The 24672-nt window shown below is 49.1% G+C and carries 23 protein-coding genes; 15 read left to right on the top strand and 8 right to left on the bottom strand.

Annotation, left to right across the window (positions count from 1 at the left end; all coding sequences use genetic code 11):
- Window positions 1-261: 261 nt before the first annotated feature.
- Both nirK and HMPREF2871_RS01750 read left to right on the top strand, forming a co-directional pair.
- Complete coding sequence (gene nirK, locus HMPREF2871_RS01745) at window positions 262-1431, top strand: copper-containing nitrite reductase (protein ID WP_070629744.1); 1170 nt, start codon at window positions 262-264, stop codon at window positions 1429-1431.
- A 173-nt stretch (window positions 1432-1604) separates the two neighbouring features.
- On the top strand, window positions 1605-2360 hold the full coding sequence (locus tag HMPREF2871_RS01750) for a formylglycine-generating enzyme family protein (RefSeq protein WP_003745813.1): 756 nt from the start codon (window positions 1605-1607) through the stop codon (window positions 2358-2360).
- A gap of 3 nt (window positions 2361-2363) precedes the next feature.
- Here HMPREF2871_RS01750 and HMPREF2871_RS01755 read toward each other — a convergent pair whose 3' ends face one another.
- On the bottom strand, window positions 2364-2573 hold the full coding sequence (locus HMPREF2871_RS01755) for a hypothetical protein (protein ID WP_039861972.1): 210 nt from the start codon (window positions 2571-2573) through the stop codon (window positions 2364-2366).
- Between HMPREF2871_RS01755 and rpsO the strand changes: the two genes are divergently transcribed.
- Window positions 2572-2841, top strand: coding sequence for a 30S ribosomal protein S15 (gene rpsO / locus HMPREF2871_RS01760; protein WP_003679932.1), 270 nt, complete (start codon window positions 2572-2574; stop codon window positions 2839-2841). The genes HMPREF2871_RS01755 and rpsO overlap by 2 nt on opposite strands.
- 178 nt (window positions 2842-3019) lie before the next feature.
- On the top strand, window positions 3020-5113 hold the full coding sequence (locus tag HMPREF2871_RS01765) for an AsmA family protein (protein WP_070588331.1): 2094 nt from the start codon (window positions 3020-3022) through the stop codon (window positions 5111-5113).
- 267 nt (window positions 5114-5380) lie between these two features.
- On the opposite strand, the gene ubiD is transcribed toward HMPREF2871_RS01765, so the two are convergent.
- On the bottom strand, window positions 5381-6859 hold the full coding sequence (ubiD, locus tag HMPREF2871_RS01775; protein ID WP_049344369.1) for a 4-hydroxy-3-polyprenylbenzoate decarboxylase: 1479 nt from the start codon (window positions 6857-6859) through the stop codon (window positions 5381-5383).
- Between the two features lie 249 nt (window positions 6860-7108).
- Here ubiD and HMPREF2871_RS01780 point away from each other — a divergent pair, with 249 nt between their 5' ends.
- From HMPREF2871_RS01780 to trmA, 7 genes are all read left to right on the top strand, one after another.
- A complete protein-coding gene (locus HMPREF2871_RS01780; protein ID WP_049344371.1) occupies window positions 7109-7771 on the top strand; it encodes a DedA family protein in 663 nt (220 codons plus the stop codon).
- 66 nt (window positions 7772-7837) lie between these two features.
- Window positions 7838-8821, top strand: a complete 984-nt coding sequence (locus HMPREF2871_RS01785; RefSeq protein ID WP_049344373.1) for an asparaginase — start codon at window positions 7838-7840, stop codon at window positions 8819-8821.
- Window positions 8822-8834: 13 nt separating this feature from the next.
- Window positions 8835-9602, top strand: a complete 768-nt coding sequence (locus HMPREF2871_RS01790; protein WP_049344375.1) for a TatD family hydrolase — start codon at window positions 8835-8837, stop codon at window positions 9600-9602.
- Between the two features lie 287 nt (window positions 9603-9889).
- On the top strand, window positions 9890-11158 hold the full coding sequence (locus HMPREF2871_RS01795) for an Nramp family divalent metal transporter (protein WP_049344377.1): 1269 nt from the start codon (window positions 9890-9892) through the stop codon (window positions 11156-11158).
- Window positions 11159-11313: 155 nt separating this feature from the next.
- The gene (gene prfA / locus HMPREF2871_RS01800; RefSeq protein ID WP_049344380.1) at window positions 11314-12390 is read left to right on the top strand and encodes a peptide chain release factor 1; all 1077 of its coding nucleotides are present in this window, start codon (window positions 11314-11316) and stop codon (window positions 12388-12390) included.
- Window positions 12391-12539: 149 nt separating this feature from the next.
- Entirely contained in the window at window positions 12540-14042 is a 1503-nt protein-coding gene (gene pta / locus HMPREF2871_RS01805) for a phosphate acetyltransferase (RefSeq protein WP_049344381.1), read from the top strand.
- Between the two features lie 117 nt (window positions 14043-14159).
- Window positions 14160-15245, top strand: coding sequence for a tRNA (uridine(54)-C5)-methyltransferase TrmA (gene trmA, locus HMPREF2871_RS01810; RefSeq protein WP_049335430.1), 1086 nt, complete (start codon window positions 14160-14162; stop codon window positions 15243-15245).
- Between the two features lie 69 nt (window positions 15246-15314).
- On the opposite strand, the gene HMPREF2871_RS01815 is transcribed toward trmA, so the two are convergent.
- Entirely contained in the window at window positions 15315-16355 is a 1041-nt protein-coding gene (locus HMPREF2871_RS01815; RefSeq protein WP_049335428.1) for a zinc-dependent alcohol dehydrogenase family protein, read from the bottom strand.
- A 162-nt stretch (window positions 16356-16517) separates the two neighbouring features.
- On the opposite strand from HMPREF2871_RS01815, the gene mutY reads away from it, so the two are divergent.
- The gene (gene mutY / locus HMPREF2871_RS01820) at window positions 16518-17552 is read left to right on the top strand and encodes an A/G-specific adenine glycosylase (RefSeq protein WP_049335426.1); all 1035 of its coding nucleotides are present in this window, start codon (window positions 16518-16520) and stop codon (window positions 17550-17552) included.
- A gap of 6 nt (window positions 17553-17558) precedes the next feature.
- On the opposite strand, the gene HMPREF2871_RS01825 is transcribed toward mutY, so the two are convergent.
- Together HMPREF2871_RS01825 and HMPREF2871_RS01830 are read right to left on the bottom strand one after the other, a co-directional pair.
- Window positions 17559-17915 (bottom strand): hypothetical protein, encoded by a 357-nt coding sequence (locus tag HMPREF2871_RS01825; protein ID WP_004519372.1) that lies wholly within the window; start codon window positions 17913-17915, stop codon window positions 17559-17561.
- Window positions 17916-17918: 3 nt separating this feature from the next.
- Window positions 17919-18116 carry a zinc-finger domain-containing protein gene (locus HMPREF2871_RS01830; protein ID WP_003745781.1) on the bottom strand — a complete coding sequence of 66 codons (198 nt, stop codon included), beginning with the start codon at window positions 18114-18116 and terminating at the stop codon, window positions 17919-17921.
- Window positions 18117-18229: 113 nt separating this feature from the next.
- On the opposite strand from HMPREF2871_RS01830, the gene HMPREF2871_RS01835 reads away from it, so the two are divergent.
- Entirely contained in the window at window positions 18230-18724 is a 495-nt protein-coding gene (locus tag HMPREF2871_RS01835; protein WP_039862028.1) for a DMP19 family protein, read from the top strand.
- Between the two features lie 63 nt (window positions 18725-18787).
- Here HMPREF2871_RS01835 and HMPREF2871_RS01840 read toward each other — a convergent pair whose 3' ends face one another.
- Window positions 18788-19561 carry a M48 family metallopeptidase gene (locus HMPREF2871_RS01840; protein ID WP_004519369.1) on the bottom strand — a complete coding sequence of 258 codons (774 nt, stop codon included), beginning with the start codon at window positions 19559-19561 and terminating at the stop codon, window positions 18788-18790.
- A gap of 108 nt (window positions 19562-19669) precedes the next feature.
- Window positions 19670-20602, bottom strand: a complete 933-nt coding sequence (locus HMPREF2871_RS01845) for a serine hydrolase (RefSeq protein ID WP_063068055.1) — start codon at window positions 20600-20602, stop codon at window positions 19670-19672.
- Window positions 20603-20891: 289 nt separating this feature from the next.
- On the opposite strand from HMPREF2871_RS01845, the gene clpX reads away from it, so the two are divergent.
- Window positions 20892-22157 carry an ATP-dependent Clp protease ATP-binding subunit ClpX gene (gene clpX, locus HMPREF2871_RS01850; RefSeq protein ID WP_004519368.1) on the top strand — a complete coding sequence of 422 codons (1266 nt, stop codon included), beginning with the start codon at window positions 20892-20894 and terminating at the stop codon, window positions 22155-22157.
- A 208-nt stretch (window positions 22158-22365) separates the two neighbouring features.
- Here clpX and HMPREF2871_RS01855 read toward each other — a convergent pair whose 3' ends face one another.
- Window positions 22366-22701: a hypothetical protein gene (locus HMPREF2871_RS01855; RefSeq protein ID WP_004519367.1), complete on the bottom strand. Its 336-nt coding sequence runs from the start codon at window positions 22699-22701 to the stop codon at window positions 22366-22368.
- 430 nt (window positions 22702-23131) lie between these two features.
- Here HMPREF2871_RS01855 and HMPREF2871_RS01860 point away from each other — a divergent pair, with 430 nt between their 5' ends.
- On the top strand, window positions 23132-24526 hold the full coding sequence (locus HMPREF2871_RS01860; protein WP_100066635.1) for a DEAD/DEAH box helicase: 1395 nt from the start codon (window positions 23132-23134) through the stop codon (window positions 24524-24526).
- Window positions 24527-24672 lie beyond the last annotated feature (146 nt).

A 24672-nucleotide genomic window follows, 5' to 3' on the forward strand; every position in this document is an offset into this window, starting at 1 on the left:
TATTGATTCCTATTATCCTATATAACTCCTCCTTTGTTATATTTTGTGTTAAGCCTACACTAACATTTTCACACAAAAATAAACTTTTCGGTTTAGTTTTTTATACTACTAAAGGAGTATTTAGGGACTAAAAGATTCATATTCATTGAACGATTTGATTTATGTCAAAATATACCCAAACAAGCGCCTACATAATCATACAAAATTTCAAACCATCCTATCAGGATACTTAACTTTTCTTACAATAAGGAAACTTTAAACATGAAACGCCAAACCTTAGCTGCACTTATCGCTTCTGTATTTGCACTGGCCGCATGCGGCGAACAAGCTGCTAAACCAGCTGAAACTCCGGCTGCCACCGCTTCTGCCGAAGCTCCTGCTGCTGCTTCTGACTCACAAGCTGCTGCCGAGACTCCTTCTTCAGAATTGCCTGTAGTCGATGCCATCGTAACTCACGCTCCGGAAGTTCCACCTGCAATCGATCGCGATCATCCGGCTAAAGTACGCGTTAAAATGGAAACCGTCGAAAAAACCATGACCATGGAAGACGGTGTTGAATACCACTACTGGACATTCAACGGCGACGTTCCGGGCCAAATGATCCGTGTACGCGAAGGCGATACCGTAGAAGTAGAATTCTCTAACAATCCTTCTTCTACCGTTCCTCACAACGTTGACTTCCACGCTGCTACCGGTCAAGGCGGTGGTGCAGAAGCTTCCTTCACTGCCCCAGGCCACACTTCTACTTTCAGCTTTAAAGCACTGCAAGCCGGTTTGTACATCTACCACTGTGCCGTTGCTCCTGTAGGTATGCACATCGCCAACGGTATGTACGGTTTGATCTTGGTTGAACCTAAAGAAGGCCTGCCTAAAGTGGACAAAGAGTTCTACATCGTACAAGGCGACTTCTATACTAAAGGTAAAAAAGGTGCTCAAGGCCTGCAGCCTTTCGATATGGATAAAGCGATTGCTGAACAACCTGAATATGTTGTATTCAACGGTCACGTAGGCTCTATCGCCGGCGACAACGCTCTGAAAGCTAAAACTGGTGAAACTGTTCGTATGTACGTTGGTAACGGTGGTCCTAACTTGGTATCTTCTTTCCACGTTATCGGCGAAATCTTCGACAAAGTATATGTTGAAGGTGGTAAACTGATCAACGAAAACGTACAAAGTACCCTGATTCCTGCCGGTGGCGCCGCCATGATCGAATTCAAAGTCGACGTTCCAGGCAGCTACACTGTGGTTGACCACTCTCTCTTCCGTGCGTTCAACAAAGGTGCTTTGGGTCAATTGAAAGTTGAGGGTGATGAAAACCCTGAAATCATGACCAAAAAACTGAGCGACACTGCTTACCAACCTGCCGGTGCTGCCGCTTCTGCCCCAGCTGCTGCGTCTGCCGCACCTGCTGCTTCTGAAGCCGCTAAATAATCCCTCAGTTTAATACGCCAAGCCACTGCTGCTCTTCTCTTAGAGTCGCAGTGGCTTCCATCACAATTAACCTTCCCATTCAATCAGACAGATTGATTTTTCAGACGGCCTTGTTATGATTAGGCTATCTTAAAAATGAATTTTCTGTTTTCAAACGATAATAAGGGCGTACCATGAAACTCATACGACTCCTCCTCTTAGGCAGTGCCTTAATCTGCGGCAATACATTTGCAGCCGAAATGGTAAAAATCGAAGGAGGCAGTTATCGCCCTCTCTATCTCAAAAAAGAGACTTCCCTTATTAAAGTCAAGCCCTTCCAACTTGACAAATATCCTGTAACCAATGCCGAATTTGCCGAATTTTTGAAAACACATCCACAATGGCAAAAAGACAAAATCAGCTCCAAACAAGCTGAAAAGGCTTACCTGAAACATTGGGTAAAAAACGGCAGCAACAGTTATGCGCCTAAAGCCAGCGAACTCAAACATCCGGTAACCAATGTTTCATGGTTTGCCGCCAATGCCTACTGCGTTTCCAAAGGCAAACGCCTGCCGACGATTGACGAGTGGGAATTTGCAGGCTTGGCTTCTGCCACTCAAAAAGACGGCTCTGCCGAACCCGGCTACAACCGCACCATCTTGGATTGGTATGCAGACGGCGGCCGCAACGGCCTGCACGACATCGGTAAAAACAAACCCAACTACTGGGGCGTATACGATATGCACGGCCTGATTTGGGAATGGACCGAAGACTTCAACAGCAGCCAACTATCAGCCGGTTCGTCCAACACCCAAATGTTCTGTAGCGGCGCATCCGTGGGTTCAAGCGATCCGTCCAACTATGCAGCATTCTTACGCTACGGCATCCGCACCAGCCTACAGTCCAAATATGTTTTAAATAACTTGGGCTTCCGCTGTGCGAGCAAATAAAGTTTAGTTTTTTATCACCAAAGCAGCTTTGGCGGTACTGAAAGGTATCGCCGCTTTTTTTGGCCGTCTGAAAAGATATGGCGCACAAAGACAAATTGTGGCATAATCCGCCCGTCTTTCTAAAAAGGCACTTAGGAGTTTGCTTAGGTCGTTTGGCTTGGCAAACTTGTCCGAACCTGAAAAGGTTCTTTTATTTTCGGAGTTATCCATCATGGCATTGACCGTAGAACAAAAAGCACAAATTGTTAAAGATTTCCAACGCAAAGAAGGCGATACCGGCTCTTCTGAAGTACAAGTCGCTCTGTTGACTTTCCGCATCAACGACCTGACTCCTCACTTCAAAGCCAACCCTAAAGACCACCACAGCCGTCGCGGCCTGTTGAAAATGGTTAGCCAACGTCGTCGCCTATTGTCTTACCTGCGTCGTACTCAGCCTGATACTTACCGTACACTGATTACCCGCCTGGGTCTGCGTAAATAATTTATGCTTAAATCAACACCGCCTTCGGGCGGTGTTTTTTATTAACATACCGATGCCGTCTGAAACACAGGCCCACGCTCTGTGTTATACTTCCACACGCTTAAGCAGCAAGGCTTAAACTTCCAATCACTCCTTAAAGCTCCCATCAAAGCGAGAATCTGAATTGTCTGTTCATTCCATGTTGCACTCAGGAAAATTTTGGCTGAAATCCCTGGTTTTCAGCATTGCCGTGCTTTTATGCCTCGCGGCGGTATTGAGTGCCTTAATGTTCCGCATATTCAATACAGAAAACATCGACGCATTCATACAGAAAAACTTTTCTGCCCATGGCTGCCAAGTCAAATACAACGCCAATATCAGCAGAAAATGGCTACCGCGCCCTACGCTGATTTTAAAAGACCTCAGCCTTTCCTCTTCCGAACCTGACACGCCGACGCTGAACATCGCTGAGTCCGAAATGGGCTTTGGTTGGAGCAGCCTATGGTCGGATGCGCCCATACTTGAGAAATGGATTCTTTTAAACCCGACACTGACACTGGACTCAAAACACCATCTGCCCGCCTGCCTGCAACAAGACCCATCGTCAAAAGAAAGTTTTCAGCTCAACCGCATCATCATCAATAACGGCAGCATCCGTTACCACAATAAAGAACAAGATATTGCCTTAAACGATCTGCAATTTTCCCTGCGCAGAGCCGATTCAGACGGCCGTCCATTCGATATCAGCGGCACACTGCAAAACATAGGCAACCCCATCAGTTGGCAAGGGGCCGGCCATCTTGTACAAGATGATGCCGGCTGGAGCGTTCCCGCCCTCAAATTAAACCTGCAAACCGTATTACTCAAAAACAAGCTGGATGCCCAAATCGCAGGCAGCCTTAATTGGCAAAACCAAACCGCCCTTTTCCGCGACTTCAATCTGCAAGCTGAAAGCGGCTATCAAAACTTGCATATCAACGCACGCTCGCCCCTCTTGCAGTTTAAAAACGGCTATTTGCACCTCAACACACTCAACGGCGCATTGACCGCCGGCAGTGAAAACAACCAATGGGACGGTTCATTCAAACTGGACAAAGCCAACCTCTACGCAACCGTTTTGACCGCCGCCAATTTTGAACTCAAAGGCAGCCATAAAAACGACCGACTCCAAACCAACTTTACCTTTTCCAGCCCATTGGTTTGGCAAAAAGGCAAAGGCATTGATGCGCCCAAACTGCACCTCAGCACCCTGCAAGACACCATCAACCGCCTTCCCCGCCCCCGATTCATCAGTACACTCGAAGGACAGGCCAATTTCAGCCTCAATACATGGGAAGGCCGTCTGAAAGGCGCATTTGACAGACAAGCCCTCGCCTTGGCCTTTAAATACCAACGCGATGCCCAGCCGCGCCCGCACCTTGACGCCGGTATCGCCTTACAAAAACTCAATCTGACCCCTTACTTGGAAGATCTGAAAACCCAGCCATCACTGAATCTTCCTTCCCTGCTGGCCAAATCCTGGTTGCCCGACATTGAGGCCAACCTCCAAATCGGCAGCATTCAAACTGCCGGTCTGCAATTAGAAAACATCGAATCCCTGCTCACCGCCGATAAAGAACATATAGCCCTACACCGTTTCAAAGCCGGGCTTTATGGCGGCAAAACCGAGGGAGGCCTGAGTATTGCGGCAACCCAACCTGCTTCCTACCACCTTCAGCAAAACGCAAAAGGCATACAAATTCAGCCGCTGCTGCAAGACCTGTTCGGTTTCCACAGCTTCAGCGGCAGCGGCGACGCCGTTATCGACATTAAAACTACCGGCAATGACCGTGCCCAAATGATACAAGCCTTAAACGGCAGCCTGCTTCTCGATATTACCAACGGTGCATGGCACGGCATCGATATGGACAGCATTCTGAAAAACGGCATCTCTTCGGAAAAAATCGACAACAGCAACCTCAAAACCCCTTTCCATCATTTCATCCTCAATAGCGAAATCGAGAAAGGCATCAGCCATCATATCAACACCGAACTGTTTTCTGACAGCCTGCACGTTGTCAGCAGCGGCTATACCGATTTAAATACCCAAAAGCTATCGGAAAACCTGCTTATAAGCAACGTACTGCAACCTAAAAACAAACCGATTCCCCTCAAAATCGGCGGTACCGTACAAAACCCTTCCATTACCCTCGATTACAGCCGCTTAACCAATGGCATGAACACACCTGCAGAAAAACAAAAAGCCCTGCAAGAAACCATACAAGAACAATGGAAGTGGCTCAAACCACGCTAAATTTTCAAATTAAAGGCCGTCTGAAACCCAAAAAGTTTCAGACGGCCTTTTAACAGATACATTGTCAGAATAAGATGTTTATTGGGGAATGACCATATACACAATCAGTGCAACAATGATGGCAAACCATATGGCCAACATTATCAAGCCTTTTTTGGAGAGTTTTCTTTTTCTCCAATCGAGCTTCAATATTTCTACCGTACCCTCAAACATAGACCCAATTATTTCCATCAATATTTGAAGTAGAAATTCCAATAAATCCGACATCTACAAACCCAAACGCTCCCAAATCTGATCGATTTTGGCCGTAACGGCAGGGTCTTTTTTGATCACACGCCCCCATTCGCGGTCGGTTTCACCCGGCCATTTGTTGGTCGCATCCAAACCCATTTTGCCGCCGAGTCCGCTGACAGGGCTGGCGAAGTCGAGATAATCGATGGGCGTATTTTCTACCAAAACAGTGTCGCGTACAGGGTCCATGCGCGTGGTGACCGCCCAGATGACTTCTTTCCAGTCGCGCACGTTCACATCGTCATCAACCACGATGATGAATTTGGTGTACATAAATTGGCGCAGGAACGACCAGCAGCCCATCATCACGCGCTTGGCGTGTCCGGCGTACTGTTTTTTCATACTCACCACCGCCATGCGGTAGGAGCAGCCTTCGGGCGGCAGGTAAAAATCAGTGATTTCAGGGAACTGCTTTTGCAAAAGCGGTACGAACACTTCGTTCAATGCCACGCCCAAAACGGCGGGTTCATCGGGCGGTTTACCTGTGTAGGTGGAGTGGTAAATCGGGTTTTCGCGCATGGTGATGCGCTCGACCGTGAACACGGGGAAATGGTCCTGCTCGTTGTAATAGCCCGTGTGGTCGCCGTATGGGCCTTCCAACGCGGTTTCGTTCGGATGGATGACGCCTTCCAGCACGATTTCAGCGCGTGCGGGCACTTGCAAATCATTGCCGATACATTTCACCAGCTCCGTCCGCGAACCGCGCAACAGTCCGGCAAATTGGTATTCGCTCAAGGTATCGGGAACGGGCGTTACCGCGCCCAAAATGGTGGCAGGGTCGCAGCCAAGCACGACGGCGACGGGATACGGCGTATCGGGATTGAGTTTGCGGAATTCCTGATAATCCAACGCGCCGCCGCGATGCGACAGCCAACGCATAATCAGCTTATTTTTGCCGATTAGTTGCTGACGGTAAATACCGAGATTTTGGCGTTTTTTGTTTGGTCCGCGCGTAACGGTCAAGCCCCACGTTACCAGTGGCGCAACGTCTTCCGGCCAGCAATGCTGAATCGGAAGTTTATACAAATCAACGTCCTCACCTTCCCGCACGATTTCCTGACACGGCGCATTTTTCACCACGTTCGGCGCCATGCTCCAAATGTCTTTCAGCAACGGCAGTTTAGAAAATGCGTCTTTGATGCCTTTAGGCGGTTCGGGTTCTTTCAGATACGCCAACGTCTGCCCGATTTCACGCAGCTTGGACACACTGTCCGCACCCATGCCCAGTGCCACGCGTTCGGGCGTGCCGAACAGATTCGCCAAGACGGGATAATCATAACGCGTACCATCAGGCTTAATCGGGTTTTCAAACAACAACGCCGGCCCTTCGGCACGCAGCACGCGGTCGGCGATTTCGGTCATTTCCAAATGCGGCGACACCGGATGCTGAATGCGCTTGAGTTTGCCATCAGCTTCCAATCCGGCGATAAATTCTCGCAGATCTCTGTATTTCATGATTTCATTTTCCTGAACAGTCCGTCTGAAAACAGACTGCCATTTCGGGTTTGAAAGATAAACCAGCGGCTATTGTACCTGCCAAATCTGTTCAAATCCCAACTTTCCACGCCCGAATTTCTAGATTTTTTGCAAACTACCGTCAAATTTAAACAATATCTGCTTGTGATTGCTTTCAGACGGCCTTATCTTTGGTAAAATTCCAACTTAATCCAGTCATCAATCAATATTTATCGTGGGACGGCGGCCATGTTTGCAATTTTAGAATCTTTTTTCGTTGAATACGGCTATGCGGCCGTGTTTTTCGTTTTGGTTATTTGCGGCTTCGGCGTGCCGATTCCTGAAGATTTGACGCTGGTAACCGGCGGTGTGATTTCCGGCCTGGGTTATACCAACTCGCATATTATGTTTGCCGTCGGCATGCTCGGCGTATTGGTAGGCGACGGCTTTATGTTTGCGGCCGGCCGGATTTGGGGACAAAAAATCCTTAAATTCAAACCGATTGCGCGCGTGATGACACCCAAACGCTATGCCCAAGTACAGGAAAAATTCGACAAATACGGCAACTGGGTTTTATTCGTCGCCCGTTTCCTGCCCGGCCTGCGTACTGCCGTTTTCGTGACCGCTGGTATCAGCCGCAAGGTTTCCTACCTACGTTTTATCCTGATGGACGGCTTGGCCGCGCTGATTTCCGTTCCGGTTTGGATTTATCTGGGCGAATACGGCGCACGCAATACCGACTGGCTGATGAAAAAAATGCATAGCCTGCAATCCGGTATCTTTACCGTACTGGGCATCGGCGCAGTCATCGTCGGCTGGATTTGGTGGAGAAAACACTGCCGCCACACCTTCTTCCGTGAAAAATTACACGAAAAACGCGCGGCAAAAGCAAAAAAACAAACCAATCAATAAACCATTCCAGGCCGTCTGAAACACTTCTCCGCTTTCAGACGGCCTCAATCATTCATCAGAAACACCATGAAACAAAAAATCTTCGTCCTCTACACCGGTGGTACCATCGGCATGACCCAAAGCAGCGCCGGCCTGCGTCCCGATACCGCTCTCGTCGATAAAGCCCTCGCCCCCTTTTCAGACGGCCTTGATTTCGAATGGCACGTTTGTCAGCCGCTCATCGATTCTTCCGCGGTAACGCTGCAAAACCAACGCGACTGGCTGGAGCTTATTATCGCCAAACTGCCTGACTATGACGGCATTTTGGTGTTGCACGGCACGGATACCATGGCATACACCGCCAACCTCTTCGCCCTTTCGCTGCAAGGTTTGGACAAACCCGTTATCCTGACCGGCTCGCAATGGCCTTACGATGCCGCCAACAGCGATGCGCCACGCAACCTGGCCACCGCCGTTTCCGCTTTCTCGCTCAAGCTCAAACAAGTGGCGATTGCCTTTGACGGCAAGCTCTTCCCCGCCGTCGGCAGCAGTAAAGTCAGCACCGAGACTGCCGCTGGTTTTGACAACCTGCATTTTGGCGCGCTCGCCGAATGGGAGGAAAACAAAGGTTGGCACAATATCCGTATCGCCCCGACCCAACATTCAAACGACCTCAATCCGCGTCTTCCAAATCCTGAAGCCAAAGTTTCCGTCCGCACGCTGATTCCCGGTTATGCCGCGCAAGAACTTTCAGACGACCTGCCCCACCTTTGCGCCCAAGCCCTGATTCTGCAAAGCTACGGCCACGGCAATGCGCCGAGCAACGATGCGTTTGTCCGAGCTGTCCAAGCCTTTACGCAACAAGGCAAATTGCTGCTCAACATCAGCCAAGTACCGCAAGGTTGCGCCGCTGCCGTCTATGCCCAAGGCGATGCTTTGCGTCAGGCAGGTATCATCAACGGTGGCAAATGCAATCTCGAAACCGCCACTGCGCTGATGACCCTTGCCGTATCCCATGACTGGAATGCGGATAAGGTGCAACAAGAATTGCGACAATTAAATCTGCTGTAAACCGCCATTTAACATGACTTTCACCGACACCCACTGTCATCTTGCCGACCCTAAACTTGCCAACACGCTGCCTGCCGTGCTTGCCGAAGCGCAAGCCGCCGGCGTGGCGCGTTTCATCGTACCGGCTACGTCCCCCAAGGATTGGCACTCCGTTGCGCAGTTGGAAAGGCTGTCTGAAAACATCCATATCGCTTTGGGCATTCATCCGTGGTTTTCAGACGGCCTCAACGAAGCGGCATTCCAAGAGTTAGAGAAAGAATTAATCCGGCATCCGCAAGCATGGGTTGGCGAAATCGGCTTGGATTTTTATGGCAAAGAGCAAACCCAAGCGCAACGCGACACACAAACCGACGTCTTTATCCGCCAACTTATCCTCGCCCAACACCTCAACCGCCGCGTCATCATTCATAATCTGAAAGCCGCCGCCGCCATTGCCGCCGCCGTCAAAACTGCCGGTTTCACACGAGGTGGTATCGTTCACGCTTTCTCCGGCAGCGTAGAAGAAGCGCGGATTTTGGTGAAACTCGGCTTCAAAATCGGCATAGGCTCGCTGCTGCTCAATCCCAATGCAAAAAAAGTCCGTGCCGCCTTACAAGCCTTAGACGACACGGATTTCGTTCTCGAAACCGACAGCCCTTTTATGCTCGGCCATGAAACCAATACACCAGCCAACATCCGCCGTATCGCCGAAATTGCCGCCGAACTGCGCGGCATACCGCTGACACAACTGGCTGAAATAACCGAGCAAAACGTGGATTCCCTGCTCCATACTTCCCCTTGATATGCCGACCTCAAGGCATCAAAAAGCCTCGCCCGGCCATTTCGTTTCCAAACCGACACACTCTGCCCTCCCTACCCCATATTCATGAATAAAAAGCGATACAAGGCCGTCTGAAAAAATGTTTTTGGCACAAAATATCGCTCACTCCGTCATCTCGGCTTTTTAACACCGTATTTTCCCTTTGATTGATAAAAAGTATTACGCATATTATTGGGCAAACTTTTTATTTACGTTAAAATATGCCTTTTTTTGATAATAAGGCCGTCTGAAAAAGGCGGAAACTAATTATGGCTGAACAACATACACACGCTTCCACCTGGAAGAGCAAAATCAATGCTCTCGGCCCGGGTATTATGATGGCTTCGGCAGCTGTCGGCGGCTCGCACCTGATTGCCTCCACGCAGGCAGGCGCACTTTACGGCTGGCAGCTTGCGCTGATTATCATTCTGACCAACCTGTTCAAATACCCTTTTTTCCGCTTCAGCGCACATTACACGCTGGACACGGGCAAAAGCCTGATTGAGGGCTATGCCGAAAAAAGCCGCGTTTATTTGTGGGTATTTTTGATTTTATGTATTGCATCAGCAACGATTAATGCCGGTGCAGTCGCCATCGTTACCGCCGCCATCGTCAAAATGGCGATCCCGTCGCTGACTTTCGATGCCGGCATGGTGTCCGTCATGATTATGGTTTCCTGCCTGCTGATTTTGGCAAGCGGCCGCTATAAAGCATTGGACAACGTTTCCAAAATCATCATCGTCAGCCTGACGATCGCCACCGTCGCCGCGGCAGCCGTGGCCATGTCTCGCGGCATGCAGATGAAACCCGACTTTATCGAGCCTACCCCGTGGACACTGGCAGGCTTGGGCTTCCTCATCGCGCTGATGGGCTGGATGCCTGCGCCGATTGAAATTTCCGCCATCAACTCTTTGTGGGTTACCGAAAAACAACGCATCAACCCTTCCAGCTACCGCGACGGTATTTTCGACTTCAACGTCGGCTACATTACCAGCGCGATTTTGGCAGTCGTCTTCCTCGCCTTGGGTGCATATGTCCAATACGGCAACGGCGAAGAAGTGCAAATGGCGGGCGGCAAATATGTCGGCCAACTGATTAATATGTACGCTGTGACCATCGGCGACTGGTCTCGTCCATTAGTGGCATTTATTGCTTTCGCCTGCATGTACGGCACCACCATTACCGTAGTGGACGGCTACGCGCGCGCGATTGCCGAACCGGTACGCCTGCTGCGCGGCAAAGACAAAACCGGCAACGTCGAACTGTTTGCTTGGAACGTCTGGGTCGCAGGCTCAGGCTTGGCCGTGATTTTCTGGTTCAACAGCGCAATGGCGGAACTGCTCAAATTTGCCATGATTACCGCCTTCGTTGCCGCCCCTGTATTCGCTTGGCTGAACTACCGCCTCGTTAAAGGCGACAAACGCCACAAACTGACCATGGGGATGAACTTCCTCGCCATTATTGGTTTGATTTATTTGACCGGCTTTACCGTTTTATTCCTACTGAACCAAACAGGCATCTTGGCTGCGCCTAAATAAGCCCATATAAAAAAGGCCGTCTGAAACTTAAAAACAGGTTTCAGACGGCCTTTCCAATCCATCATATCTTTTTGAATTTTCATTCAAACCCATTATAATAACGCCTTATTTCGCCGTTGCAGACCACCCGACGGCATCCGTATTTTGGAAAATTTATGAAGCCGTCTATCTTAGAAAAACTACAACAACTCAGCGACCGACTAGAAGAAGTCACACATTTGCTCGGACAGCCTGAAGCCACGTCCGATATGGACAACTACCGCAAACTCACGCGCGAACACGCCGAATTGACGCCCGTCGTCGAAGTCTTCCAAAACTATCAGCTGGCGCAAAGCGACTTGGCAGATGCCGAAGAAATGCTGTCCGACCCTGAAATGAAAGACTTTGCTGCCGAAGAAATTGAAACGGCCAAAGCCAAAATCGACAAACTCGATACCGAATTGCAAAAACTACTACTGCCAAAAGATGCCGACGACGATAAAAACATCTTTATCGAGGTACGTGCCGGTACCGGCGGCGACGAAGCTGCTCTGTTTGCAGGCGATTTGCTGCGTATGTACAGCCGCTACGCCGAGCGCAATCGCTGGCAGGTTGAAATCGTTTCCGCCAACGAAAGCGAATTGGGCGGCTATAAAGAAGTCATCGCCCGCATTATCGGCTTAGGCGCGTACAGCCGTCTGAAATTTGAATCGGGCGGCCACCGCGTGCAACGCGTCCCTGCTACCGAAAGCCAAGGCCGCATCCACACCTCCGCCTGTACCGTTGCCGTCATGCCCGAAGCGGACGAACTGGAAGACATTGAACTGAACCCCGCCGACCTGCGCATCGACACCTTCCGCGCATCCGGCGCGGGCGGTCAGCACATCAACAAAACCGACTCCGCCGTCCGCATTACCCACTTACCGACAGGCATGGTAGTCGAATGCCAAGACGGCCGCAGCCAACACGCCAACAAAGCGCAGGCGATGAAAGTCCTCGCCGCCCGCTTAAACGACGCGCAAAAACGCGAAGCCCAAGCCAAAGAAGCCGCCGAACGCAAATCCCTGATCGGCAGCGGCGACCGCAGCGAACGCATCCGCACCTACAACTACCCGCAAGGCCGCGTGACCGACCACCGCATCAACCTTACCCTGCACAAACTGGATTTTGTGATGGACGGCGATTTGGAAGAAATCACCAATGCCCTGATTGCCGAGCATCAAGCCGAGCTTTTGGCGGCAATGGGGGATTGATGGATTTGGTCCATTGCGTTTATACTTTTCAGACGGCCTGATGACATATGTCAATATGACCGTGTATATGTTATCCCAAAGTGATAAAATGCAGCACCAGCTGCACAACAGCAACACTCTTCTACAATCACCGAAAGAGAGGACACAAAATGGCAAAAATCCTGATCGCACCGGTATCTACCGGCCTGAGCGCCGATGCAGCGGCAAAAGCATTTGCAGCGGCATTGAATGCGCAAGTTTTCCAAGCCGTTGACTCCACTACAGAAACCCTGTTGGCTCAAGGCAAAAGCGACGACTGGTTCGACGCGCTTGTCGGTAAAGTTGCAGCATTGAACGCAGATAACCTCGTTATCGAAGGCATCACTCCTGATGCGGACAAATTGTTCTTGGCAGGCAAAAACGTCGAATTGGCGTTGTCTTTGGACGCAGGCGTTGTATTGGCGCTGAAATCCGACAACTCCGACGCAGCCGCCGTTGCCCAACAATTAAACCTCACCAAACAGCTCTACACCAACTCCCCGGGCTTATTGGAAGGCTTTATCATTGACGGCGCAGCCGCTGCTTTAGGCGCACAAGTTGCCGAGCAAACCGGCCTGACTTTCTTCGGCTCCAGCGACAAACTGCAAGACGTATCCGCTTTGGCCAAACGCGAAGCCAAACGCCTGTCTCCAGCCCAATTCCGTTACAACCTGATCGATTTCGCACGCAAAGCCGATATGCGCATCGTCCTGCCTGAAGGCGCAGAACCACGCACCGTCGCCGCTGCCGCTATCTGTCACGAAAAAGGCATCGCCCGTTGCGTACTGTTGGCGACCCGCGAAGAAGTTGAAGCCGTAGCGAAAGAACGCGGCATCTCCCTGCCCGATTCTTTGGAAATCATTGATCCAGCTACTTTGGTTGAACAATACGTTGAACCAATGTGCGAATTGCGCAAATCCAAAGGCCTGACTCCTGAAGATGCACGCAAACAGCTGCAAGACACCGTCGTACTGGGTACCATGATGATGGCTCAAAACGACGTAGACGGTTTGGTTTCCGGCGCAGTCCACACTACTGCCAACACCATCCGCCCTGCCCTGCAACTGATTAAAACCGCTCCGGGTGCAAGCCTTGTATCCAGCGTATTCTTCATGTTGCTGCCTAACCAAGTTTTGGCATTCGGCGACTGCGCGGTTAACCCGAACCCAACTCCGGAACAACTGGCCGACATCGCCATCCAATCTGCCGACAGCGCCAAAGCCTTCGGTATCGATCCCAAAGTGGCCATGATTTCCTACTCTACCATCAACTCAGGCAGCGGCCCTGATGTCGATGCAGTGATAGAAGCAACCAAACTGGCTAATGAAAAACGCCCTGATTTGGCCATCGAAGGCCCGTTGCAATACGATGCGGCTACCGTTCCATCTATCGGCCAATCCAAAGCTCCGGGCAGCGCTGTTGCCGGTCAAGCAACCGTTTTAGTTTTCCCAGACCTCAATACCGGCAACTGTACTTACAAAGCCGTACAACGCAGCGCCAACGTCCTGAGCGTAGGCCCGTTGTTGCAAGGTTTGCGTAAACCGGTTAACGACTTGTCCCGCGGCGCATTGATTGAAGACATCGTCTTCACCATCGCCCTGACTGCCGTTCAAGCCAAACAAATGCAAGGCTGATTGACAAGCTGATGCTTTGAAATCAAAGGCCGTCTGAAACCGATGTTTCAGACGGCCTTTCGTATATTTGCGCCAACTATATTATAATTCGCCATTATTTTCTGAAAGACTGCCCCAATGACTGCCTACCAGCAACAACTAGCCGACAAAAAGCAATATCTTCAGCAACTTTTCCAAGGACTGGATTTTCCTGAAATCGAAGTCTTTGAATCTCCGGAACAGCATTACAGAATGCGTGCCGAGTTCCGCATCTGGCATGAAGGCGGCGAAATGTTTTATGCCATGTTTGAGCGCGGGCAAAAGGCAAGTGGGGCAAGCCTGATCCGTTGCGACCAATTTCCTGCCGCGTCCAAATCCATCAATGCCTTGATGCCGAAACTGATTGAAGCCGCGTCCAATCATCCCGAACTGAAAAACCGCTGGTACGCCGTCGAATTTTTATCCACTTTAAGCGGCGAAATGCTGGTGACCATGATTTACCACAAGAAGCTGAACGACGCATGGCAACAAGCCGCGCAAGAGCTGGCGCACAATTTGGGCATTCATATCATCGGCCGCAGCCGCGGACAAAAAATCGTATTGAGCCAAGATTTTGTGACCGAAGCATTGGAAGTCAACGGCAAGACCTTCCGCTATCGTCAAATCGAGGGCAGCTTTACCCAACCCAATGCCCAAGTGTGCCAAAAAATGCTGACTTGGGCGTGTGATGCCGCGCAAAACTTAGGCAAAGACCTGCTTGAGCTGTACTGCGGTAACGGCAATTTCACCCTGCCGCTTTCGCAACATTTCAATCAGGTGCTGGCAACCGAAGTTTCCAAAACTTCCGTCAACGCCGCCCAATGGAATATTGAAGCCAACCAAATTACCAATCTCAAAATCGCTCGTCTGTCTGCGGAAGAATTTACCGAGGCCTACACGCAAAACCGTGAATTCCGCCGCCTGCAAGAACAAGGCGTCGACTTGAAAAACTATGATTTTTCAACCATTTTCGTTGATCCTCCACGCGCTGGTGTTGATGATGAGACGCTCAAATTAGTTGCCCAATTCGACAACGTCCTCTATATTTCCTGCAATCCTGAGACCCTGCGCACCAACCTCGACACGCTCTGTCAAACCCATACCATCGAACGCGCCGCCCTGTTCGACCAATTCCCATTTACCCACCATATCGAAAGCGGCGTTTGGTTGAAGAAGAAAAAATAAAACCATACAAAAAGGCCGTCTGAATGTTCAGACGGCCTTTAATTAACGGCATATTAAGTGATTTTCAAATCAATCCGCTTCCAAAACCACTTTCATGGCTTGGTTTTCAGCAGCGTGTTTGAATACATCGTAAGCTTTTTCCAATTCGCTGAATTTGAAATGGTGGGTCATCATCTTGGTGTAATCCACTGAGCTGCTGGAAATGGCTTTCATCAGCATTTCGGTAGTATTGGCGTTAACCAGGCCGGTAGTAATGGCAAGGTTTTTAATCCACAGTTTTTCCAGTTTAAAATCAACGGATTGACCATGTACACCAACCACAGCAATATGGCCGCCAGGTTTCACGATGTCTTGGCACATATTCCAAGTCGCAGGGATACCGACCGCTTCGATGGCGCAATCTACGCCATCTTCGCCGACGATAGCGGCAACTTGCTTGCTCACATCGCCGGAAGCAGGGTTGATGGTATGGGTCGCGCCCAATTCTTTCGCCAGTTTCAAGCGATTTTCGTCCATATCGCAAACAATGATGGCGGCAGGGCTATACAGTTGCGCAGTCAGCAATGCAGACATACCGACAGGGCCGGCACCGGCGATGAATACGGTATCGCCAGGTTTCACATCACCATATTGCACGCCGATTTCGTGGGCGGTAGGCAAGGCATCGCTCAACAGCAGAGCAACTTCTTCGTTGACGTTGTCAGGCAGCGGAACCAAGCTGTTGTCTGCATAAGGCGTACGGACGTATTCGGCTTGCGTGCCGTCAATCATATAGCCCAAGATCCAACCGCCGTTGCGGCAGTGTGAATAAAGTTGGATTTTACAGTTGTCGCAAGTACAGCATTTGCTGACACATGAAATAATGACTTTATCACCGACTTTGATGTTTTTTACAGCGTCGCCGACTTCTTCTACAATACCGATGCCCTCATGACCGAGAATACGACCGTCGGCAACTTCAGGGTTTTTACCCTTCCAAATACCCAAGTCAGTACCGCAAATCGTGGTTTTAACGATTTTGACGACTGCATCGGTCGGATCGATAATTTGAGGGCGGGGTTTTTCTTCGAAACGGATGTCGTTTGCGCCATGATAAACCATTGCTTTCATGTGAATCTCCTTGAGCGGTTAATAAACTTTAACAATACAGCGTAAATCCACATTAACTATATTTATATACCCCTCCACCTGATAAGTCAATCCTGATTATTATTTTGCATGTTATGCTGTAACATGCTGTTTTAAAAATAAATAACTAAAAAGTAAATATTAATGAACACACCCACATCCTTCGCACGACGACTCATCGATTGGCAGCGCCAACACGGCCGTCACGACTTGCCTTGGCAGGTCAAAGACCCTTATTCCGTCTGGCTTTCAGAGATCATGCTCCAACAAACGCAGGTTGCTACCGTATTGGACTACTATCCGCGTTTCTTAGACAAATTCCCAACCGTGCAATCGCTTGCCGCCGCGCCGCAAGACGAGGTTTTATCCTTGTGGGCAGGCTTGGGCTATTACAGCCGCGCACGCAATCTGCACAAAGCCGCGCAACAAGTCGTCGGACAATTCGGCGGTATCTTTCCATCCGAACGCAAAGACTTGGAAACGCTCTGCGGCGTAGGCAGAAGTACTGCCGCCGCCATTTCTGCCTTTGCTTTCAACCGACGCGAAACCATCTTGGACGGCAACGTCAAACGCGTCCTCTGCCGTGTTTTTGCCCAAGACGGCAATCCGCAAGACAAAAAATTTGAAAACTCGCTTTGGACGCTTGCCGAAAGCCTGATGCCGTCTGAAAACGCCGATATGCCTGCCTATACACAAGGGCTGATGGATTTGGGCGCAACCGTCTGCAAACGGACAAAACCTTTGTGCCATCAATGTCCTATGGCAGACATCTGCGAAGCAAAAAAACAAAACCGCATTGACGAGCTGCCCCGTAAAAAAACCGCTCCCGAAGTGCAAACCCTACCGCTTTACTGGTTGATTATTCATAATACTGACGGCGCATTATTGCTTGAAAAACGCCCTGCCAAAGGCATTTGGGGCGGTCTGTATTGCGTGCCCTGTTTTGAAAAATTAGACGATTTGTATGCTTATGCCGAGCGCTTCGGCATTGTTTCAGACGGCCTTGAAGAACAATCCACGTTTACCCACCGCCTGACCCACCGCTTATTGATGATTACCCCTTTTCAGACGCAACAAAGGCCGTCTGAACATCTTTCAGACGGCCTTTGGGTATCATCGGAACATTTGGCGGATTATGGCTTGCCCAAACCTTTAATCAAATATTTGGCTAAAGGCTAAACCGCTCTATTCCACAATCTCTTTAAATACAACTTCTTTCCCACCGCGAATCAGTACGGCAAACCCATCGCCAATCTGCCAACGCGAGCTTGGATTGGCGTACTCGACACCCTGACTGCGCAAGCGGACTTGCACCAGTTTCTCAACCGTATTGCCTTCACGCAGCTCAACCATCATCGGGCTGTGGCTGTTGATATAAATTGCAGTAATCGTCCGACCTTGTGCGGATTGATAACGGACAGAATACGTCTGCGCCTGTGCAATGACTGGTAACGGCGCGTCAGGGCGCACGGCCTTATACGAGCCGCACGCAGCGCACAAACTCAGGCACAAAGCGCAGATGACTTTGTTCAACATAGGCATAGATCAGTAATGGTGATGCGGAATCTCGCCATCAAGACGATAATAAGTGCCGCAATACGGGCATTCAATCTCACTGTTGGACTGAATCGGCAAGAACACGCGCGGATGGCCGTTCCATGTTTCATGATTAGGGCCGGAGCAATGCAGCGGCAAATCCTGCGGCTTGATGACTACAACGTTTTTTTCAGACTGTGTACTCATGGTTTGGTTCCTCACTATGTTTTCTTATCTTCCAATATTGTAAAGCAAAACGGCCGATAGGTTCAGACTGAAAACATTATATAATCACTTTTTTCAGACGGCCTTTGATGATGATGACTACCCTGCTCCGCCTTCAAGATTTCGATACTTCCGATTCCGCTTCATTTCTTTATACACTCAGCGCAGCCTATTTGGATCACACCGAACAGGCAGGCGACGAGGAAATGTCCGGCCTCAACGACGAACAGCATACATTGACCGCCCTTTGCTACCTCGACAGCCAAGTTCAAGAAGGCGGCTTCGTACAGCTTATCGCTTCAGGATACGGAGAATACATCTTTGGCAATCCTGTTACCGACAGCCTGCGCTGCTGGCGCATCAAGCCGATACCGAAAATCTTAGACAAAGCCAAAGCCCTGTACGAAAAACACGGCGAAGCCATTGAAAAAATGGCAGACGAGCAAAGGGATTTCGACGAAATCCGCAAAGCTTTTCCCGATTTTGAAGAGCTTGACGGCGATTATTATGACGTTGCCGACGAAGACTTGGAAATTGCGGCAGCCTACGTTCAGGCAAATTGGGATAAATTTGCCAAACTGTCAGGCTGAAACCATAAAACTTTGCCGGTTTGAATCATCTGTTCAAACCGGCAAAATCATCAATACATCGAATTAACGTTTGTTTTTCTGATAAATCGGCATTACTTCAGGCAACATTTTGCGGATTGCATTGATACGCGCCTGATTGGTCGGGTGGGTCGACAAAATAGACAATGAGCTGCCGCCATGTACTTTGTTCATTTTTTCCCACACGCTTACCGCAGCCTCAGGGTTGTAGCCTGCTTCAGCCATCAAACGCACACCGCCGGCATCCGCTTCGCTTTCCTGATGGCGTGAGAACGGTTTGGTTGCCAACAAATCTGCTCCCAAGCCAACCAAATCACCATCTACACCGGTTGAGCTGGCCAAAATCGAACCACCCAAGCCGGTCAATACTTGCCCGCCCAAAGCTTTTTTACTGTGCTCCAACAGAGCATGGGTCATTTCATGGCCGACAACGGCGGCAATTTCAGCATCCGTCAGCTTCAATTTTTCTACTATGCCGGTGTACACGGCCATTTTACCTCCCGGCATTGCCCATGCATTCATTTCATCACTGCGGATAACGTTCATCTGCCAATTGAAAGGCACACCGGTTTTGTTAGCGCGCTCAGCATGAGGACGCAGACGTGCAAACACACGTTGAACACGTTGAGCAGTTGGAGAGGAAACATCCAAAGCTTTTTGACCACGCGCTTTTTGAATGACTTGTGAATAACTTTTAGCCGCGTCTTCATTTAAAGTCGCAGTATCGTAGCCAACCATATCCGCTACAGAAGTACAGCCGGTCAACGCCAAAATCACGCCCATGCCGGCCCAATATTTTTTATTCCATTTTTTCAACATGTTTTCTCTCTGTGTTTTTAAGTTAATGTAACGACATTGTACCCAAATTTAATACACTTTACACAAAAGGCCGTCTGAACGGTTTCAGACGGCCTTTAAGCGTAATATTTAAGAACGGCGCTGCAGCATCCAAGACTCAATCTTACGCGCATCGTTCACGCGGGTTGTGGAAGACGGAGAGTTGAGCAACACAATGGTAATCGGCTGATTCTGCACATTGGCCTTAACCACCATAGAACGTCCTGCTTCACGAATATAGCCTGTTTTCTGCAATTCAATATTCCAGCTGCCCTCACGCACCAAGGCATTGGAGTTTTTGTAGTTTTGACGACCGTTTGCCGTCCAAACCGAGCCGTAATTTGAAGTCGAATTTTTACGGATCAGCGGATATTTGCTGGCTGCCGCAACCATGCGGTTCAAATCACGCGCAGTTGAAACGTTTTGGAAATTCAAACCGGTAGGCTCATAGAAACGGCTGCTGGTCATACCCAGGCTTTGCGCTTTGGCATTCATTGCCGCAACAAACGCGCTCATACCGCCCGGATAAGTACGGCCCAATGCATGAGTGGCACGGTTCTCACTGCTCATCAGGCTCAAATGCAACAATTCGCCGCGTGTCAGCGTCGTGCCGATGCTCAAGCGGCTGCCCGTACCTTTCAGACGGTCGATTTCAGCCTCGGTAATCGTGATCGGCTCGTTCATATCCAGATGCGCATCCAAAACCACCATCGCACTCATCAATTTGGAAATAGAAGCAATCGGCATGACACGATCAGGGTTTTTCTGATACAGCACTTCACCGGTTTTATTATTGAAAATCAAAGCAGATTGCGAAGAAAGCAGAGGACCGGCCAAAGCGGCTTGAGCTTCGACTTGGTCGGCATGACTCAACGCAAAAGCTTCCATCGGGTCATTTTGCACTGGGAAATTTTGCTCCAAAAATTGTCCCAATACATCCATATCATCGGCAACGGCAGGCGCGGAAGCAAAAGCCAATGCCACACCTGTCCATACCATTCCTAAAGTTTTATAGAATTTCATATCTGCCAATTCAAAAAAATACATTTAATTCAACATTCTGTTAAATTTTTCGCTAATTGTAAAGCGAGTTGAGAAAACTTTGCGTTTGTTTGCGAGATATTCAAATCCAGCGCCCTCATCTGTTTCTTAGACGATACGGCGCAATGCCTGCTCTGATTTGAAAAAACACAAGATAGTCATTATACTTAGGCTCCCTTGTCAGAGGCATTCCCTCAATCCGGCAATACGCCCGAAATATCTGTTCCCCCTTTACAACACAGCCTCCATACAACCATACGAAGAAATTATTATGTCTGAAGAAAAACGCACCTGTTCATTTTGCGGGAAGTCCGAAAACGACGTTAAAAATCTGATCGAAGGCGAACACGCCTTCATCTGCAACGAATGTGTAGAAACTTGCGGCATGATGCTGCAAGACAACGAATCCGGCGAAATTGAAAACGAGCTTGCCAAAGCAAAAGAAGAAAACACCGAGAAAAAACTGCCTACCCCGGCCGAAATCGTTGCCAACCTCAACGACCACGTTATCGGTCAGGAACACGCAAAAAAAGCGTTGGCCGTATCGGTTTACAACCACTACAAACGCCTGCGCCATCCAAAAGCAGAGGGCAAGGTTGAATTGTCCAAATCCAACATCCTGCTCATCGGCCCTACCGGCTCAGGTAAAACCTTGTTGGCGCAATCTTTGGCGCGCAAACTGGATGTACCTTTTGTCATGGCGGATGCCACAACTTTAACCGAAGCCGGTTATGTCGGTGAAGACGTCGAACAAATCATCACCAAACTTTTGGGTAAATGTGATTTTGACGTTGAAAAAGCCCAGCGCGGCATCGTTTATATCGATGAAATCGATAAAATTTCACGCAAAAGCGACAATCCGTCCATTACGCGCGACGTATCTGGCGAAGGCGTGCAACAAGCCTTGCTGAAACTGATTGAAGGCACGGTAGCCAGCGTTCCCCCTCAAGGCGGCCGCAAACATCCGAACCAAGAATTCATCAACGTTGATACCACCAACATCCTCTTTATTTGTGGTGGCGCATTTGCCGGCTTGGAAAAAGTCATCCGTCAACGTACTGAAAAAGGCGGTATCGGCTTTGGTGCGGCGGTGCACAGTAAAGATGAAAACGCCGATATTTCAGCTCTGTTTGAGACAGTCGAGCCTGAAGATTTGATTAAATTCGGTTTAATTCCCGAGCTTATCGGCCGTCTGCCCGTGATTGCTACATTGGCAGAATTGGACGAAGATGCTTTAGTCAACATTTTGACCGAGCCGAAAAATGCCTTGGTCAAACAATATCAAACCTTGTTTGAAATGGAAGATGTCGGCCTTGAGTTTGAAGAAGATGCTTTGCGCAGCATCGCCAAACTAGCAATGGAACGCAAAACAGGTGCGCGCGGCCTGCGCTCTATCGTCGAACGTTGCCTCTTAGACACCATGTACACTCTACCAGATTTGAAAGACGTAGCAAAAGTCGTCATCAATAAAGAGGTCGTGGAAAAAGGCGAACAGCCAAAACTTTTCCGTGAAGACGGCAGCGAATATAAGCAATAAGGTTTATTCTCCGAAAAAGACGTGTACCCGTTACACGTCTTTTTTATTTTCTTAATAAAACCAAAACCATATTTCCTAATAATGCCCTTATACATAAAAAAACAAAGGCCGTCTGAAACATATTCAGACGGCCTTTGTTTTCAAGTTGCTCTAAGTCTGTCTTCATCCGGAGTATTGATGAGAGTGACTTCCTTGAATTTTATGAAGCTTATTTTTTTGCTTTTTTAGCAGCTTTTTTTGCAGGAGCGGCTTTAGCAGCAGGCTCGGATGCGGCAGCTTCAGGAGTAACAGCCTCAGGCGCTGCTACAGGTTCAGAGGCAGCAGGCTCGGAAGCAGCTGATTCAGCGGTACGTTGATAGCCTTTGTCTTTCATGCAGGCGTCAAACACAGCGCGGTCAGCATTTTCACCAGATGCCTGTTGGCATTGGGTCATTGCTTCTTCAACAGTGACGCGTGGCGCTGCCGCTTCTTCAGCAGGTTTGGAAGAAGAACAAGCTGCCAACATCAGGCTACCGGTTGCAAGAGCGATCAATAAAGTTTTCATAATTGTATATTCCTAAATTTTGATTTTATGGTTTACCGTTAAACGGGAGATACAGGCTACAAAACAAGCTCTGCACCTCAATATTGAGTACGTGAGTACAATTTAGTTTCATTTCAGCCTGTAAGTTTTTGATAAATTAATTCTATTGACGTTAAGACAAATGCTTAATCCTCAATAAACTCAAAACCTTGCAGGCCAGTAAATTTTTCTGTTTTTGAACTGTAAAAATATCAAAACTTGGTCAATTCTAGCCGCAACCATCATTTGGGGAGTCCATCTTTTTATGGCATAATGGGCTACTTGACGGATTATTCCGCTCCCCATTTTTTTCAAACCGCAGAATCAAAATCATACTGCGGTTTATCCATTTCAGAATCAGATTTTTCAGACGGCCTCACCATTCAAAAAGCCGTCTGAACAGAAAGCCACCATCATGAATCCTTTCTCTTCACTCGGTTTAGGCAGCGAATTAGTCTCTGCCCTGACCGATCAAGGGTATGAAAACCCGACGCCTATCCAAGCCGCAGCGATTCCTAAAGCCTTGGCAGGACACGATCTTTTGGCCGCAGCACAAACCGGCACAGGTAAAACCGCCGCCTTTATGCTGCCCAGCCTCGAACGCCTGAAACGCTACGCCACATCCAGCACCTCCCCTGCCATGCACCCTGTCCGCATGTTGGTATTAACCCCTACCCGCGAACTGGCCGATCAAATCGATCAAAACGTGCAGGCATACATTAAAAATCTTCCTTTGCGCCATACCGTCCTCTTCGGCGGCGTCAATATGGACAAACAAACTGCCGACTTGCGCGCTGGTTGTGAAATCGTTGTCGCTACGGTTGGCCGACTGCTCGACCACGTCAAACAAAAAAACATTAATTTAAACAAAGTTGAAATCGTCGTACTCGATGAAGCCGACCGTATGCTTGATATGGGTTTCATCGACGATATCCGCAAAATCATGCAGATGTTGCCCAAACAGCGACAAACCCTGCTCTTTTCCGCCACTTTCTCACCGCCTATCCGCAAACTTGCGCAAGATTTTATGCACACGCCCGAAATGGTTGAAGTGGCTGCGCAAAATACCACCAACGCCAATGTCGAGCAACACATCATCGCCGTTGATGCACTCAAAAAGCGCAACCTGCTCGAACGTCTGATTGTTGATTTGCATATGAATCAAGTCATTGTATTCTGCAAAACCAAACAAAGCGTCGATCAAGTTACCCGCGACCTCGTCCGCCGCAACATTGCCGCTCAATCCATCCACGGCGACAAATCCCAACAAAGCCGACTGGAAACCCTCAACGCCTTTAAAGAAGGCACATTACGCGTTTTGGTTGCCACCGATGTTGCTGCGCGCGGTTTGGATATTGCCGAGTTGCCTTTTGTCATCAACTACGAGCTGCCAACCCAACCTGAAGACTACGTCCACCGCATCGGACGCACCGGCCGGGCCGGTGCCGACGGCGTTGCCATTTCCTTGATGGATAAAACCGAACAGAAAATGTTTGAATCCATTAAAGAGCTGACCGGCAGCGATTTGAATGTGGAACGCATCGAAGGCTTTGAGCCGTATTGGTGGGGCAACGACAATCAAGATGAAGCTGAAGCACAACCGGTTCAGCACAACGACAGCCGCTCTCGCCGCGAAGATAGAAACAAACGCAACGAATACGCGAATAAATCAGATAAAAGCTCAAAAAAAGCAGAAGAGAAAAACGATCCGGGTATTGTCTGCGGCAAAATTGCCGGCAGAACACGCCGCAGCCGTCACGAGCGTCAGCCTTGCGCCCTGCTCCAACCTGGTTTTGGCGTAAAGTAAACAACGCTGATTAATCGGTTTTCTGATTATTTATCCTAAGCAAAGGCCGTCTGAAACTTATCTTTCAGACGGCCTTTTATTAAACTAAAAATAAAAAGGACGTGATGAACACGCCCTTTATTTTTCCGTTTCAGACGGCCTTTATT

The sequence above is a fragment of the Neisseria sp. HMSC067G12 genome (assembly GCF_001812725.1).
Lineage (GTDB): Bacteria > Pseudomonadota > Gammaproteobacteria > Burkholderiales > Neisseriaceae > Neisseria > Neisseria perflava.